Source organism: Micromonospora sp. DT229 (assembly GCF_049844505.1).
Classification (GTDB): domain Bacteria; phylum Actinomycetota; class Actinomycetes; order Mycobacteriales; family Micromonosporaceae; genus Micromonospora.
The window spans coordinates 1-14,788 of the sequence record NZ_JBNCLD010000035.1; the positions used below are offsets into that span (position 1 = coordinate 1).

Below are 14,788 nucleotides of genomic sequence, written 5' to 3' on the forward strand. Positions count from 1 at the left end.
GTTTCCACTGCCGCCCGACTCGACACCTTCGCCCGTGTCGCACCAATCAACCCTTATACGCTGCTGAGATCACCTCAGTGTTCCGGAGCGTTCGGTGATTCAGCCGACCACGGTTGCAGTCAAGCCGACTGCGGAGGAGCTTCAAGATCTCAAGCTGTTCGCGGAGCAGCATTCAATGGATCTGGAGTCGACAATCTCCAGGTACGCGTGGAGGCATGAGTTCGCGCGTTCGGTGGGTCAATTACGCGAAGCACACCCAGAGACTTTCGCTGATGCCGCGATCGGCTCCGGCGCCAACTACGACGCCTGGGTCTCATTCAGCGGATCCGCACCAGCGGACATCGGCGGCTACTTTACTTCCGTGCCTGCCCGAGTTGAGATCCGTGAGCATGTGGAATGGAGCGAGACCGGCCTGGTTGAGGCAGCCAAGAGCATCCATTACGCGATCTTGGCGGAAGAGGGGCGTGCGGCCAGGGTGGCGACGGATCCCGACACCACTGCCGGTGTTATCCGCGTGTCGGTCGAGCCCCGTCCAGGGCTCTCCCCTGTTGAAGCGACTGCCCGCATTCGTTCAGTCCTTGCAGCCGAGCCGGTGGCCGCCGCAGTTAACGCTACTCCTCCTGCTGTTCGGCTGGAAGTCAAGGTAGACCCATACCTCGATGGCGGCGTTGACACCGTTTATGGCGGCGGCTCCCTTTCCTCCTGCACGGCCGGATTCCCGGTTCGGAGGTCCACAGACACGTCCCAGCACGGGTTGACTACCGCAGGCCATTGCGGGAATTCGCAGGCATACGAGGGCCGCAGCGTCCTAACTTTTATTTCCGCCCACGAGGGCGCCCAAGGGGACATGCAGTGGCACCGCTCTTCGGAGGCGGTGGGGAATCAGTTCTATTACGACTCAGGTGCACGCCGTAACGTGGCGACCTATGGCCATCCCACGCCGGGCATTTCGGTATGCAAGTACGGCAAGACCTCCGGAGCGACTTGCGATGAGGTGTATCAGCTCAATCAATGCCGTGATCAATACTGTGGCCTTGCCATGACCCATCGCCGCAAGGCGGCCGGCGGAGACAGCGGCGGTCCCTGGTACTGGGGCACTGCCGCGTATGGAGTCCACTCCGGCTGGAAGACCTACAACCTGATCAATCGGGATATGTTCACACCCACTCAACAGGTCCACATCACACTGGGGCTACTATTGAAGACATCGTGAACCATCGGGGCATCCAGTTCCTGAACTTGGCATTTCCAAGGGGTGTGGTACGAGTGAGCGGTTACGGAAGATGGCCTCGCTGGTTGATTGTGGCCTCGTTCGTTGGCCTCGGAACCGTCGCCGGTTGCGGTGGTGAAAGCGGTGGCGGCCACATCGTCGAATCCGGCGACGTGCGTACCATCGTGGCGCCAGCGTCTGAGGGTGGCCGCGATGCCCAAATCGCGGGAGAATTGATCATCGCGGACGGACGATGCCTCGCGGTTCGGACCAGCGAGGGCAGTGTCCACCTCCTTGCCTGGCCGAACGGCACCAAGCTCCTTGAGGGTGGCCAGACTGGAGTGGCGGTACCTGGCAAGAGGCACATCAAGGTAGGCGACTCCTTCGAGGCAGGCGGCGGCTATCAGAGCCTGCCCCTAGGCGACGGCTTCCCAGAGGTGCCCACCGAGTGCGTCGGATCGGAGGAGGTCGCGATCGTCGACAGTGTCAATTAGAACGATCGTCGCACCTCAATCGAGCAAGCCGGGGACACGACATATGTCGTGTCCCCGGCTTGCTGGATCAACCAACACCTCGCTCCCACCGGATACCTGTGGCCCTCCTAACCTCAGCCCCTTCGTTAAGGGCTGTCCACGGGCTGGACGGGAAACAGGAAAGTACTTTCTGATCTGGGACGATAGGGCTTGTCGAAGGTCCTGGTCATCCCGTCACGGAAGGCACTTGCAGGGTGCAGGCTTCCCGAACGCGTCCAGAGATCGTGGTCACCGGTGACGGGCGGGGCGTGGTCAGTCACGCTGGCGCCCGGCTGCTGGACGATCTCGCGGACGCGACCGGTCTGACCGGTGCGTTCAGTCAGGCCCTCGGCGGGCTGCGGCAGCGGCGGGGCGAGCAGAACCGGGCCGGATCGCGGTGGATGTGGCGGTGATCCGACCCGAACGCGCAGGCGCAAGCGCTGACCAGAATTGCCGAGATGGTCGCCGGGACCGGCGACGCTGATCGGACCCGGCGATTGACCGACGACGCCGAGATCATCGCCCGCAGCATCACCGACCCGTGGAAGCAGGCGCGAGCGCTGGTCGGGTTGGCGTCGCCGAGCCCGCCGATTCTTGGGGGAAGCCTTCGCAATCGGTTTCTTGATTGACTGCCCTGCCGGTGTTGGCGAAGCTTTGGCCACTCCAGATCGCCGATGAGCGCACGCGAACGCTGGAATACATGTACGGCTCCCCTGCCCTGGCCAGGCGGCGTGTTTACAGGTCGTCGAAGCGCTGCGGGTTGGTGATCGTGTCGGGGCCGTGGTCGCAGGGCAGCTCGTGCAGGTAGCGCCGGTAGGTGGGATCCGACACGAGGGTCCAGACTCTGCCGGCCGGATCGGGGCCGTGAACGGCGGTGGCGATCGGGCCGGCGGTGCGCAGTCCGGCGAGCACGCCGAGCAGGCTGGCTTCGCGGCGTCGGCTGGGTACCCAGAACAGCACGGGGTAGCGGGGGCCGAAGGTGGTGAGGCGTTCGTAGCCGCGCAGTTTGGCCACGACGCGGGCGAGGTTCTCGGTGTCGTTGTCGTGTTCGAGGAAGAAGCCGGTCGAGGTGTCGCCGACGGTCCACACGCCGTGCCCGTCGGGGCGGATGCCGGCTTGGGCGTAGACGGTGGTGGCGTGCTGTTCGGACCACCAGCGGGACAGGCGGGCGTCGGTGCTGCGGCGGGCGGTGGCGATGAGGTCGGTGAAGAACTGGTTGACGCCGAGGAGGTGGTTGACCTGGCCGCTGGCGGCGATCCGTTTGGCGCGTTCCAGGGAGCTGCGCGGCGGCTTGCCGCCGGTGCCGTTCGGGTCGTGGTAGGTGGTGGGGTGTAGTTGCAGGCCGATGGGGCCGAGGGTGTAGAGCAGGGATCCGTAGCGGCCGTTGTGGTTGCTGCGGCCGAAGCGGTGCAGTACGTCGAGGCGGTGCAGGATCGTGAGTCGGCGTTGGGCGGTGCGGCGGTTGTCGAAGAAGGCGTTGGTGATCTGGTCGGTGGACAGCAGGTAGTGCTCGGCGAGTAGGGCGAGCAGGGCGTGGTCGCGGGGAACGATACGGCCGAAGACCGCGAGGGGATCCGGTTTGCTGGAGGCGGGGGGAACGCGGGGGTACACGATGTTTGCTCCTGGGCAGGATGGGGTTCCCTCCCGATCGGGAGGGTGTCTGGCAGTGGGGAGTGGTCTGTCAGGGGGCGTGTGCGGCACTGACAGCCCAGGTCAGCAATGTGGGAGCTGTGTTCGGCGGTCACCGGTCACGGCCCCGGTGACGATCCGGTGCGCGACCCGGGCGACGCCACTGGAGCGGCAAATGACGGTCAGGCCCGGTCGATCTTCGGACGGGTGCGCCGTTGGTCGGGTTTGCGGCTGAGTCGTTCGACGAGTTCGTCGACGGCGCTGGTGTCCTGGGCCGGTACCGCTGCGGCGGCTGCTTGCCGGATGGCGGTCGCCTCACCGACGACCGGTCTCGGTGGTCGGGTCTTCATGGTGAACGCCGGGGTTTGGCGGCCGTTGACCACGAGGCGTGCGGCGGCGGTGTAGGCGTCGAGGTGGGCGAGGTCGTGCTCACCGAGTTCGGGGAGGGTGTGTCGGGACAGGACTTTGGCGTCCTCGGGTGCGCAGGTGAAGTAGACCTTGTTGCGGGCGTTGGCGGAGGCGGCGGCGAGCAGGTCGCGGGGGAACTGGGCGAGGTCCTGGTGGGCGAGGACGAGGGAGAGCCGGTACTTGCGGGCTTCGGCGAGCATCGTGTCCAGCGAGTTGGCGAGGGTGAGGAAGTTCTGCGCCTCGTCGATGATTAAACTCGCGTCGCGGCGCTTCTCGGGTGCGATGGCGGCGCGGGCAGTGGTGGCCTGCCACACCTGGGCGAGGATGAGGGAGCCGAGCAGCCGGCTGGTGTCCTCGCCGAGTACGCCTTTGGGGATGCGGACGAGCAGGACCCCGCCGTCGAGGACGCGGCCCATGTCGAAGCTTGATCTCGGGTAGCGCATCGTCCGTTTGACGAAGTCGCGGAGCAGGAACGCCCGTAGACGGGCGAGGACGGGGCCGATGACCTGGGAGCGGAGGCTGTCGTTGAGGCTGTCGTACCACTGCCAGAAGCCGCTGAGCCCGGCCGGGTCGTCGAGGTCCACGGTCATCGCGGAGCGGAACTGGGGGCTGTTGAGCAGTGGGGGGATGTGCTGCAGGGTGACGTTGTTGTGGCGTAGCAGGGTGAGGCAGGCGACCCGCATGACGTCGTCCATCCGCGGCCCCCACGCTTTGGCGAAGATCGTGCCGAAGATCGACACCAGGTTGTCGACGACCAAGTCGGGATCATCGCCTTCGAGCGGGTTGAGCGTGGGTGGGTTGTCCTGGTCGGGGTCGAAGAGGACGACGCGGTCGGCGACGGTGGCGGGGAGCCGGTCGAGGATGTCCAGGACGAGGTCGCCGTGGGGGTCGATGACGACGGTGCCGCGGCCGGCTTTGATGTCGTCGAGGGCCATGTTGACCAGCAGGGTGGTCTTGCCGGAGCCGGTCGAGCCGATGACGTGCAGGTGATATCTGGCGTCGGGTACCGCGAGTCCGACGGCGTGGCCGCCGATCTCGGCGTCGCCGAGCATCTTCACCCCACGACCGCCGCCGGGGACGGCGACCGGTGCCGGCATGGACGCGGCCCGCGCCCGGTCGAGGCCGGGTACGGCCAGGTCGCGCGGTAGGGCGGCCAGTGCCGCGAGTTCCGGGGCGGAGGTCAGGAACCCCGGGCCGAGCCGTCGGGCGGCGAGGACCGCCACCGGTGCGGGCATCCGGGCGCGGTGGGTGAGTCGGTTGCGGCCGGTGTGGATGGCGAAGGCTGAGGCGAGGGTGTCGGCGATGCCCCGCAGCCGACCCCGCGGGTCGGCGCCGGGGCGTCGGCTGGTGGTGGCGACCGCGTACCGGATACCGGTCTGCCACAGCGGGTGCGCTGTCTTGTCCAGGATCGCCCGGACGTCCCGCTCGACGGTGGGATCCCGACGGGCCACCGACGTGGGGCGGCCGGTGTTGCCGCTGCCGGGCAGGAACGCCTCCAGCAGCCACAGCACCGGCGCTGCCGGGTTGAGCGCCGGGACAGCGGTCTTGCCGGCCCGAAGCCGTCCGGCCGCCCGACGGGCGCGTGCCGCTCGCCGGGGTGTGGCCGGGCGGGCGAGAATCTGCACGCAGGCGTACTCGCCGGGTTTGAGTTGCGCGCCGGCGGACATCAGGGGGCGCAGCGGGTCGGTGTCGTGGTCGGCGGTCAGCGGCAGCCACTCCGCGTATACGGGCAGCAGGTGCCCACCGGCGGCGGGGTGGGCGTCCAGGGGGATCGGTGGTGCCGGCTTGTCGAAGGTGGTGGTGGCCGAGCCGGGCCACGCCGCCCGTACTGCCGCCTCGACCGCCCCGGGTGGGACGGTGCCGGGTACCCAGATGGAGATGAGCAGTTGTCGGCCGGACCAGGTGTACTGCCAGACGACGTGCGGGGTGCCGTAGAGCAGGCGTCGGCGTCGTGACGGGGTGAGTACGCCGGCCAGGTTCGCCCACAACGCGGCGGCGCTGTGCGGGTCGACCTCGGGCGGCGGGGCGATCGTGACCAGCCGCGCGTCGTGGGCGTGGTGGTGGTGCCGCCAGATCTCGACGAGGTTGCGGGCCGCGATCCATGCGGCGAGCAGTCCGGCGGCGACGGCCGCCAGCCAGGGTCGTTGTGCGGCCCACACGGCGGCGTCGACCAGGGCAGCCTCGGGTCCGGTAGGAGGGGGAATGGGGCCGGCGCCCGGCCCGATGGTGGGGCTGGGCGCCGGTGGCGGTGACATGAGCGCTGATCCGAGGACTTCGGTCGGTGGTGTCACAGGTCGTCCTCTTCCTCATCGACATGCGCCAGTTCGGTCGGGTCGGTGGTGCACAGGGTGTGCTCGGTGTCCGAGGAAATCGACTCGAAGCTGGTCCTGTTCACGCCGGAGATCAGCAGTCCTTGGCCACGGCGGGCCGAGAGCAGCAGTCGCCGCTCACCGTCGGTCAGTCCGAAGGCCTCGCCGACGGCGTCGATGGCCTGGGGTGCCTGTCGCAGCAGCACCTGGGTGGCGGCGTTGGACACCACGGCCTGGCCGAGGTCGGTGCCGAGGAGGTCGGCGGCGTCCTGGGTGATGACGGTCAGTCCGGCGTTGCGTTTGCGGGCCGCCTTGCTCATGCGGAACAGGAAGCGGGCGCCTTCGCCGTCGCGCATCAGCAGCCACGCCTCGTCGACCACGACGAGGCGTCGCCGCGACGGGCGTTGCGGGGTGTCGACGGTGCGCCAGATCGCGTCCAGTGCGAGGAGGGTGCCGACGGTGCGTAGTTCGTCGGGCAGGTGTCGCAGTGACCACACGACGAGGTGTCCGACGGGGGTCTGGGTGGTCGGTGCGTCGAACAGGTCGGCGAAGCTGCCCTGCACCCACGGTGCGAGCCGGGCGGCCAGGGTCGCGGCGGCCGGGTCGTCGTCGGCGCGCAGCGTGGCGGCCAGGTCGCGCAGCAGTGGTGCGGGCCGGTGGTGGGTGGCCGGGTCGGCGGTGATGCCGGCGGCCCGGTAGACGGCGAGGATCGCCCGGTCCAGCGCGGCCCGTTCCGCCGGTGGCGGCTGGTGGCCGAGCAGCACGCTGATGAGGGTGTGGAGGAACAGGCCGCGGCGGGTCAGCGTGTCGGGACGCCGGTCGCCGGTCGGCAGGTCGAGGGGGTTGATCTTCACGCCGGGCAGGCCCAGCCGGACGATGCTGCCGCCTGCGGCGTCGGCGAGGCGCAGGTACTCGTCTTCGGGGTCGACCACCGCGACCTGCACCCCCTGGTAGAGGTTGCGCAGGATCTCCAGTTTGACGAAGTACGACTTTCCGGCGCCGGAGCGGGCCAGGACGATCGAGTTGTGGTTCTCCTGGGTCCAGCGGTCCCACCAGACGATCCCCGCGCTGGCGGGGTTGATGCCGTAGAGGACACCGCCGGTGGTCGGTGGGTCGCCGGGCAGGGGGGCGGGCAGGTCCGGGCTGGACAGGGGGAAGGCGGCGGCCAGGGCGGCGGTGTCCATGGTGCGGAGCATCCGCAGCCCGTCCGTTGCGAGGGGCAGGGTGGTGGTCCAGCCGGCCAGTTGCCGCCAGGTCGCGGGCTGCACCTCCAGGAGGGTGGACGCGGCGGCGGCCCGGACCTGCGCGCACGCCTGCAGTAGTTCGTCTTCGGTGCGGGCGTGCACGGTCAGGTAGAGACCGACGCGGAACAGCTTCGCCGCGCCTCGGGCGAGTCGTTCGGCCAGGTCACCGGCGTCGTGGGCGGCGGCGTCGACGTAGGGGTCGGCGAGTTTGCCGCGCTCGGCGTCGGCCCGCCTCGACGACTCCAGGCGGGCTCGCTGTGTGCGTAGCCGGGACGCGGCGACAGGCGCGGGCAGCGGCGCGATGTGCAGGGCGAGGTCGAGGCGGCCCGGCCAGGACAGCAGCGGCTCCAGCCACGCCGGGCCGACCTCGGCCGGGTAGCCGGTCACCACCAGGGTGGCGGCGTAGCCGTCGCCCACGCGCAGCCACCGGGGGGTGACCTCGACGGTGGCCGGCGCGACCGCCGACGCCACCGAACCGGTCCGGGACCGCTCGACGGAACGACCTCTGATGCGACGCCTCATCATGATCACGGTTTTGCTCTCCTGTCGTTGCGGGTGGCTGGGGTTGCGGTGATGACCGCGTCGGGTGCGGCCAGGCCACCCGGGCGCGGCGGCCGGTACGGGTCGGCGGCGCAGGTGAGGGCGGCGGTGACCGCCGGCCCGTCCAGGACACGTGGGGTGACGCCGAGGCCAGACAGCGCGCGGACGGTGTCGTCGGCGCGGCGCCGCGCGGCGTGCGGGCCGCGTTCGCCGACACCGGTGGCGGTGGTGATGAGGACCTGCCGGCGCAGCGGGTCGCGGCGTGCGGCGAGGTCGGCGAGGAACGCGGCGTGGTCGGCGCAGGCCGCGCGTAGCCGTGGATGTGGCTGGGTGTCCGCGGCGTCGGCGAGGGCCCGGCTGTGGGAGGCCAGGTCGACCGGTTGCGCGGACACGACGATCTGGACCGGGGCCGAGAGGCTGTTGAGCCACCGTCCCCAGCCGTCGATCAACGCCGCCTGCTCGTCGGGGGTGCGCAGCGCCAGGTTCACGGTGGTGGTGCCGACGATCGCCGCCCGCGCGCCGCCGAGGCTGATCTGTCCGTCGTCGTCGATGGCGTCGGCGGGCAGCCGCAGCGGCGCCGGCAACGGCTGCCGACGGGTCTTCGGGGTATCGACCCAGTCCGGCACACCAACGCTGGTGGTGCCGGGGGTGGTGGTCAGTGCCCGGGGGGTGCGGGTGTGGCGGATCGCGTGGAGCAGCCACACGTCCAGGGACAGGCCGTCGCGGCGGCCGAGCGCCAGGCCGATGACCAGCCCGCCGAGTACGACACCGGCACCTGTGAGCAGCGGTGTCGCGACGATGCCGTGCAGCGCCCGCCACAGGCCGTAGAAGACGAGCGCGCCGGCGGCGACGATCGCCAGCTGGTGGAACGTCAGGCCGTAGGCGACCTTGTCGGGGGTGTCGACGTCGGCGGGCATCCGTGCCCTGGTCGGCGTTTCGGGCTCGGGTGAGGTCATCTGATGGTCCTCCGAAGGGTGTTCAGGCCGGGGACGGTGCGGGCGAGCTGCTGCACCACGACGACGCGGACGACCGCGCCGAGCATGGTGCTCGTGCCGCGTCCGGTCTGGCCCGCCCAGCGGGCCATCAGCCCGGGGATCTTGACGGTGGTCCACAGCAGCACCACCACGACCAGGAGGTTCAGCGTGCCGCCCGGGTCGGCGGGCAGGCCGAACACGGGCAGCATGGCCGCCGGGTCCAGCAGTGTCTGCTCACCGGCGGTGAGGAAGAACGCCTGCGCCACGGGTATCGCCAGGCATCCGGCGTAGGCGCGCCACCACAGCCGGGCGAGGCCGTCGGTGGCGGGTAACGCGTGGCAGGCCAGCGCCAGCGGCGCGATGGCCGTCATCACCAGCAACGCCACGAACCGGCCGATCAGCTGGAACGCGGCCGTCACGACCAGGACGGTGATGACCAGGGCCAGGACCAGAAACAACAGCGGGACAGTGCGGTCCTGTGCCGCCGCGAGATGGGTGCGGATCGCGGTGAACGCGCCGTCACCGTCGTAGCCGCCGTCGCTGATCGCCGCGGTCAGGGCGTTGGCGAGATCGATGAGCTGGTCGCAGGCCAACTGGGAGAAGTGCGCGGCGGTGAACCCGACGACCAGCCGCGGAAGGAGGTCCTTGACCGTGTACCGGGACTGCTCGCCGCCGCCGGCGACCATGACGAGTACGCCGGCGGCGACGAACGCGAGGACGAAGACGGTGTCCACGATCCAGACCGACCGGCCGGTGAGGGCCTGCACCTGCGGCAGTCCGGTGACCTTCGGGGTGGTGAGCAGGACGCTGGTGATGAGGTCGAAGATCGCACCGAGGCAGGCCAGGATCGCCTCGGTCAGCCACTCCAACGTCTGGTCGAGGAACCATCCCATCGGGTTCAGCCCCCGACGATTCCCTGGACGACCTGCAGCAGGATCGGTGCGAGCACCGCCAGGCCGTAGCCGATCAACGCGTTACGCAGGGCAAGTTTGGCTTTCTCGACCTGCGACGGGTCACCACCGGCGGTGGCCCAGTACACGCCCGCCAGGACGAGGAACAGGGTGGCGAGAGCGGCGAGGATCCCCATGATCCAGGCCCGCAGGTTGGTGATCACCACCGGCAACGAGTTCGCCGCCAGGTACACGGCGTCACCCGGGTCGGCGTACGCGGCGGCCGGCACGGCGAGCGACAGGCCGACACCGACCAGCGGTACGGCGACACGGAACGCGAGACGAACGACTCGCGGAATTCGGAAAGGGTGCTGTGGGGTGCGGGACATTGGGCGTTCACCTCCCGCCGCACCCCGGCCACGAACAGACCTGACCGAGGGCGGCGAATACTCGAAGCAGATGGGGACCGCCGCCGGACGCGGGCGAGAAGCGCGGAACCCGCGTGAGCCCCGGGAGGAGCTCGTCCTCCCTCATGGGTGGGTTGCGGTCATCGATGTGGTGTCAGCGCATCAACTGGCGCGGCACCCGAGGCGCGCGGATCGCGGCTGCTCGCATCGCCCGGCGGCGGGCGGGAACCGGCGAGCGGTACAGCTCGCCGAGTCCCGCACCCCCAAACCGGGATTTGTGAGTCCTGGCGAACACTTGCCGCGCTCACACCGTCCTGTGAGGGCTCACAGCGCCAGGTCAGGCGCCCGGCACGGAGAAACGGCTGTGGCCCGACGCGCAACGTCGGGCCACAGCCGTTTGCGGTGGTTGGTCAGGCGGCTGCCGCAGCGTGCTGACGTGCGTTTTCGCGGCGGGTGGTTGCGGCGCGTCCGGCGCGGCACCGACGGCGCTGCTCGGCCCGCTGCCGCAGTCGTGCCGTGGTCTCCGGCGACACGAGCCCGGTCAGAAGCCCGTCGCCGAGGGCCTCGGCGATGCGGCTGTCGATGCGGGACAGCCGCATGCGCAGGGCGTCGACGCTGACGCCGTACGCGGCGGCGATCGGTTCGATCGCCCGGTACCCGAGCCGCACGTCGATGTAGGGCTGTTCGTCCTCGGGGTCGAGGATGCCGAGGGCCACCGCGCGGCGAACCAGCAGGTCCGGATGCCCGTACGGCACCCTCGGGGTGCGGGAGCCGGGGGTGACGTGCTCGATGTCCTCCACCGGCACGTACTCCTGCCGCTGTAGGCGCAGATTCCGCCCGGCTCGCCACGCCGCCCGGCACAGGCTCGCGTACGGCGCGGGTTTGGTCAGGTCCGCCCGGTCACGCAGCGCGGTCAGGAACCCGGTGAGGACCTCGGCGTCGATGTCCGCCGGGTCGCCGTCGTAGCCCTCGCACAGCTGGGCCGCGTACCGCTGCAGCGCCGGCATCGCCATGCCGACCGCGGCGACGACCCAGTGCGGCCCGTCGAGCCGGGCACGCCGGATCAGCTCCCGCCACACCTCGTCACGCGCCGTGTAGGCGCGGGGATGGCGCAGCAGCCAGTCCCGCAGCGCGGGCAGCGGCATCACCGGCTGCGGCAGACCCGCGTCGCAGGCCAGCACCGTGCAGTCGAAGACCAGCGGCGCGGGCTCGCAGGTCAGCGCGGCGAAGGCGGTCTGCGCCGCGTCGAGGGCGGACGTCGGCCAGTTCGTAGCGTCGGACACGCTCATGGCAAAACTCCTGTGACAGCGAAGGGATGCGGGATGCCGTCGCCGGTGTTGTCACGGCGACCGGTGCCATCGATTGCGCCACAGGCGACTCACAAGGACCTGACAGAGCTTCCCGGCACTGTTCGCCACCGGGGTCGGCCTCTGTCAGTGGCCCAGCCCGCACGGTCTGCCATCGCCCTCTATCGCGGCGGGACTTCTGACAGAGGCCGGTTGACCTGCCCTGTGACACCCTGACAGACCCTGTGACCGCGCGGCCCGGGTGGCGGTGGCGCAGGCTTCACGCCGTGACCGTGAGACGGCGCGGACGACCTCACCGGGGACACGGGCGGCCCGCTGTGACGACCAAGCGACTCGCCGCGTCACTGTCACCGCCGGCCGGGGACGGCCCGCAGGGGACTCTCGCCATACCGGCGGCAGTGGCGGGCGGTTGTCACCGCCGGCCATCCCGCGTCCTGTGACAGGCGACGCCACCTCGATGGCATCGGCCCGGCAGACGGTGCTCGATGACGTCTCACAGTGCTGGTCGACGACGGTGTCCACGTCGGCGCCCAAGGCGTCCTCCGCACCAGTATGAGCATCCGTCAGCGACTTCTGTCAGTGACGCAACGTCACTGACAGACGACGAGCAGGAATAGGGCCGGTTCCGGCGCGGTAGGCGGCGACCGAGGGTGGTTCTGACGTCGTGAGCAGCAGACGAGGCGACGGGAAGCAGGACATGCCGGTGCGCGGGTCGCGTGGTGTGAGTGCCTGTGGGGTGGGCAAGTGTTCGCCAGGGCTCACAAGGCCCGGTTTGGGGGTGTCAGCGCTTCACGGCGCGGCGCGGAGCCGACATCCATATGAGCGAGCACCCGCCGCACCCGCACCACCAGGCCGACCACACCGGGCCGGCCGAGGCCACTCTCATCGACCTGATCGCCGGTGACCCGCCGGTACCGATCACGGTCTGGCGCACGGCCCGTACCGACGCCGACCTACCCACCAGCCTGCCCACCCGTTTGGCCTACCGCCTCGTCGCCGCCTACAGCCGGCCCGGGGAGGCGGTGGTCGACCTCACCACCGACCACACCCTGACCGAGATCTGCGCCCAGGGCGGACGCCGGCACCACCGTGCCTGGTTCACCGACAGCTCCAGCCTGATCATCGGACCCGCCACCGCCGGCCTGCCGGCGACCACGACCACAACCCGCCCACTCACCGCCCCGGTCGAGCCGCAGGCCGGTGACGCGCAGGACCCGCCCGAACTGGTCGACTGGTTCGGCGACGACCTCACCGACCCCGACCTATGCGGCACCGACACCGCGGTCGTCCGTCCGCCCCACGACGGTCCGCTGGACGCGGCCACCAGCCTGCTGGTCGCCTCCTGGCCGTTACACGAGGCCGACATGACCGCCCGCGTCCGCCTCGCCTGGCTCCTCACCGCCTGCACGCGGCTGCTGCGCCCCGGCGGCTGCCTCGTCCTCGTCGTCGGCGTTCCCACCGGTACACAGCCCACTCCCGAGGACTTCGGGCCACTCGTGGCCGCCGCGTCGGGGGCCGGACTCGGCTACCTGCAACACATCGTGGCGGTCGAGGCCGACACCGACGGCGACCAGTTCGTCTACCACGTCACCGACGAGGAACTGCTCTCCCTGGCCCACGTCGATGCCGAGCAGTGGCGGGTCGCCCATCTGCGGGTCCACGCCGACTTGCTGGTCTTCACCATCCCGCAGTTCCCCGCCGTGCCCGGGTCGCGGCGGCGCCGTGACCGCGAGGGCGGTGAGAGCCGTGCCTGAACACCGCGACCCGGGACACCCTGACCCAAACACGGCCACCGTCAGCCCCACCCGCGGCGACGACTACCAGGGCCGCCGCCAAGAGCACGACGAACGCCACCGCGCCGCAGCCGACGGCCTGTCCGTCTGGACCACCGCCCAGACGACCGGCCCGGTCCAGCGACGGGGCCGGTACGTGCCGGAGTCGGTCAAGCACCCGGCCCGGATGCTGCCGGCGATCGCCGCCCACGCCATCGGCGCCTACACCCAGCCCGGTGACCTGGTCCTGGACCCGATGTGTGGCATCGGCACCACCCTGGTCGAGGCAGTCCACGCCGGACGCGACGCCTTCGGCATCGAGTACGAGCCGCAGTGGTCGAACATCGCCGACGCCAACATCCGCCACGCCCACGACCAAGGCGCGACCGGACGCGCGTCGGTGATCCGCGGCGACGCCACCCGACTGACGTCACTGGTCCCGAAGGCCCTCACCGGGCAGGTGGCGCTCGTGGTCACCTCCCCGCCGTACGGGCCCACGGTGCACGGCCTCGTTCGGCCCGGCGCGGACGGGGTCGTCAAGTACGACGACCGGTACAACGACGGCGAGGACCGAGGCAACCTCGCCTACCGCGACCTGACCGGCCTCGCCGACGGATTCACCCAGATCCTGGCCGGCTGCGCCACCCTGCTACGACCCGGCGGCATCGTCGTGGTCACCGCCCGCCCCTGGCGCAAACGCGGCGAACTGGTCGACCTGCCCAGCGCCGTCATCGCCGCCGGCCAGCGTGCCGGTCTCGTCCCCATCGAACGGTGTGTCGCGCTCCTCGCGGCCGTCCGCGACGGGCATCTCGTCGCCCGGCCGTCGTTCTTCCAACTCCAACAGGTACGTAAGGCCAGGGCCGGCGGGGTGCCGATGCACCTCATCGCCCACGAGGACGTCCTGATCTTGGCGAAGCAGCCGATTCCGGGGGCTACGCCCGATTCCGGCGGCGGGGTGGTCGGATGACCACACGCGCAGCCAGATATCTGAGTCTCGGCGCCGGGGTGCAGAGCTCCACCCTCCTGCTACTCGCCGTCCAGGGCCGGATCCCGACCTTCGACGCAGCGATCTTCGCTGACACGTCGTGGGAGCCGGCGGCGGTCTACCGGCACCTGGACCGCCTGACCGGCATCGCGCGGCAGGCGGGCATCGAGGTCGTGCGCGTCAGCTCCGGCGACATCCGGGCCGACGCGCTCGACCCGGCACACCGCTTCGCGTCCATGCCGCTCTTCACCCTCGGCCCGAACGGCGAACGGGGCATGGCCCGACGACAGTGCACGTCCGAGTACAAGATCAAACCGATCAAGGTGGAGGTGCGGCGCAGGCTCGGATACCCCCACCCGCGGCGGGTGCCCGCCGGCGTGGTCGCCGAGATGGCCATCGGCATCTCGGTCGACGAGGTCCACCGTGCCCGCGACGCCGACGTCGGCTACATGCGCAACGTCTTCCCCCTACTCGACCTGGGCTGGCGACGAACCGACTGCCTCCGCTTCCTGACCGACCACGGCCTAGTACGGCAGCCGCCGTTTGAGATTTCGCTGATGGGAGCGGGTAGAGGTGGCGCGGCCACCGCGTGATCGTCTGT

The 14,788-nt window shown here is 70.3% G+C and carries 13 protein-coding genes and 1 pseudogene; 7 read left to right on the forward strand and 7 right to left on the reverse strand.

Going from position 1 to position 14,788, the window contains the following annotated elements; all coding sequences use genetic code 11:
• Window positions 1–94 precede the first annotated feature (94 nt).
• From ACLQ2T_RS28735 to ACLQ2T_RS28750, 4 genes and pseudogenes are all read left to right on the forward strand, one after another.
• Complete coding sequence (locus ACLQ2T_RS28735) at window positions 95–1,213, forward strand: S1 family peptidase (RefSeq protein WP_425769493.1); 1,119 nt, start codon at window positions 95–97, stop codon at window positions 1,211–1,213.
• A gap of 83 nt (window positions 1,214–1,296) precedes the next feature.
• Window positions 1,297–1,704: a hypothetical protein gene (locus ACLQ2T_RS28740; protein ID WP_425769494.1), complete on the forward strand. Its 408-nt coding sequence runs from the start codon at window positions 1,297–1,299 to the stop codon at window positions 1,702–1,704.
• Between the two features lie 233 nt (window positions 1,705–1,937).
• Window positions 1,938–2,167 (forward strand): annotated as a pseudogene (locus ACLQ2T_RS28745) (IS1380 family transposase); the annotation flags it as partial.
• Between the two features lie 13 nt (window positions 2,168–2,180).
• Window positions 2,181–2,351, forward strand: coding sequence for a hypothetical protein (locus ACLQ2T_RS28750; RefSeq protein ID WP_425769495.1), 171 nt, complete (start codon window positions 2,181–2,183; stop codon window positions 2,349–2,351).
• Between the two features lie 106 nt (window positions 2,352–2,457).
• Here the strand turns inward: ACLQ2T_RS28750 and ACLQ2T_RS28755 are convergent, their stop codons facing one another.
• From ACLQ2T_RS28755 to ACLQ2T_RS28785, 7 genes are all read right to left on the reverse strand, one after another.
• Window positions 2,458–3,333 carry a replication-relaxation family protein gene (locus tag ACLQ2T_RS28755; protein WP_425769496.1) on the reverse strand — a complete coding sequence of 292 codons (876 nt, stop codon included), beginning with the start codon at window positions 3,331–3,333 and terminating at the stop codon, window positions 2,458–2,460.
• Between the two features lie 200 nt (window positions 3,334–3,533).
• Window positions 3,534–6,014, reverse strand: a complete 2,481-nt coding sequence (locus ACLQ2T_RS28760) for a type IV secretory system conjugative DNA transfer family protein (protein WP_425769497.1) — start codon at window positions 6,012–6,014, stop codon at window positions 3,534–3,536.
• A gap of 32 nt (window positions 6,015–6,046) precedes the next feature.
• Complete coding sequence (locus ACLQ2T_RS28765) at window positions 6,047–7,834, reverse strand: VirB4 family type IV secretion system protein (protein WP_425769498.1); 1,788 nt, start codon at window positions 7,832–7,834, stop codon at window positions 6,047–6,049.
• Window positions 7,835–7,839: 5 nt separating this feature from the next.
• On the reverse strand, window positions 7,840–8,769 hold the full coding sequence (locus tag ACLQ2T_RS28770; protein WP_425769505.1) for a PrgI family protein: 930 nt from the start codon (window positions 8,767–8,769) through the stop codon (window positions 7,840–7,842).
• A 35-nt stretch (window positions 8,770–8,804) separates the two neighbouring features.
• Window positions 8,805–9,719: a conjugal transfer protein TrbL family protein gene (locus ACLQ2T_RS28775; protein WP_425769499.1), complete on the reverse strand. Its 915-nt coding sequence runs from the start codon at window positions 9,717–9,719 to the stop codon at window positions 8,805–8,807.
• 5 nt (window positions 9,720–9,724) lie between these two features.
• Window positions 9,725–10,105, reverse strand: a complete 381-nt coding sequence (locus ACLQ2T_RS28780) for a pilin (protein ID WP_425769500.1) — start codon at window positions 10,103–10,105, stop codon at window positions 9,725–9,727.
• 428 nt (window positions 10,106–10,533) lie between these two features.
• Window positions 10,534–11,412 carry a hypothetical protein gene (locus ACLQ2T_RS28785; protein WP_425769501.1) on the reverse strand — a complete coding sequence of 293 codons (879 nt, stop codon included), beginning with the start codon at window positions 11,410–11,412 and terminating at the stop codon, window positions 10,534–10,536.
• 836 nt (window positions 11,413–12,248) lie between these two features.
• Between ACLQ2T_RS28785 and ACLQ2T_RS28790 the strand changes: the two genes are divergently transcribed.
• Genes ACLQ2T_RS28790 through ACLQ2T_RS28800 form a run of 3 tightly spaced genes read left to right on the forward strand, consistent with a single transcriptional unit; the run spans window position 12,249 to window position 14,780 of the window.
• Window positions 12,249–13,184, forward strand: a complete 936-nt coding sequence (locus tag ACLQ2T_RS28790; RefSeq protein ID WP_425769502.1) for a hypothetical protein — start codon at window positions 12,249–12,251, stop codon at window positions 13,182–13,184.
• Window positions 13,168–14,169: a TRM11 family SAM-dependent methyltransferase gene (locus ACLQ2T_RS28795; RefSeq protein WP_425769503.1), complete on the forward strand. Its 1,002-nt coding sequence runs from the start codon at window positions 13,168–13,170 to the stop codon at window positions 14,167–14,169. The genes ACLQ2T_RS28790 and ACLQ2T_RS28795 overlap by 17 nt, the downstream gene beginning before the upstream one ends.
• Window positions 14,166–14,780, forward strand: a complete 615-nt coding sequence (locus tag ACLQ2T_RS28800; RefSeq protein ID WP_425769504.1) for a hypothetical protein — start codon at window positions 14,166–14,168, stop codon at window positions 14,778–14,780. The genes ACLQ2T_RS28795 and ACLQ2T_RS28800 overlap by 4 nt, the downstream gene beginning before the upstream one ends.
• The last annotated feature ends 8 nt before the right edge of the window (window positions 14,781–14,788 follow it).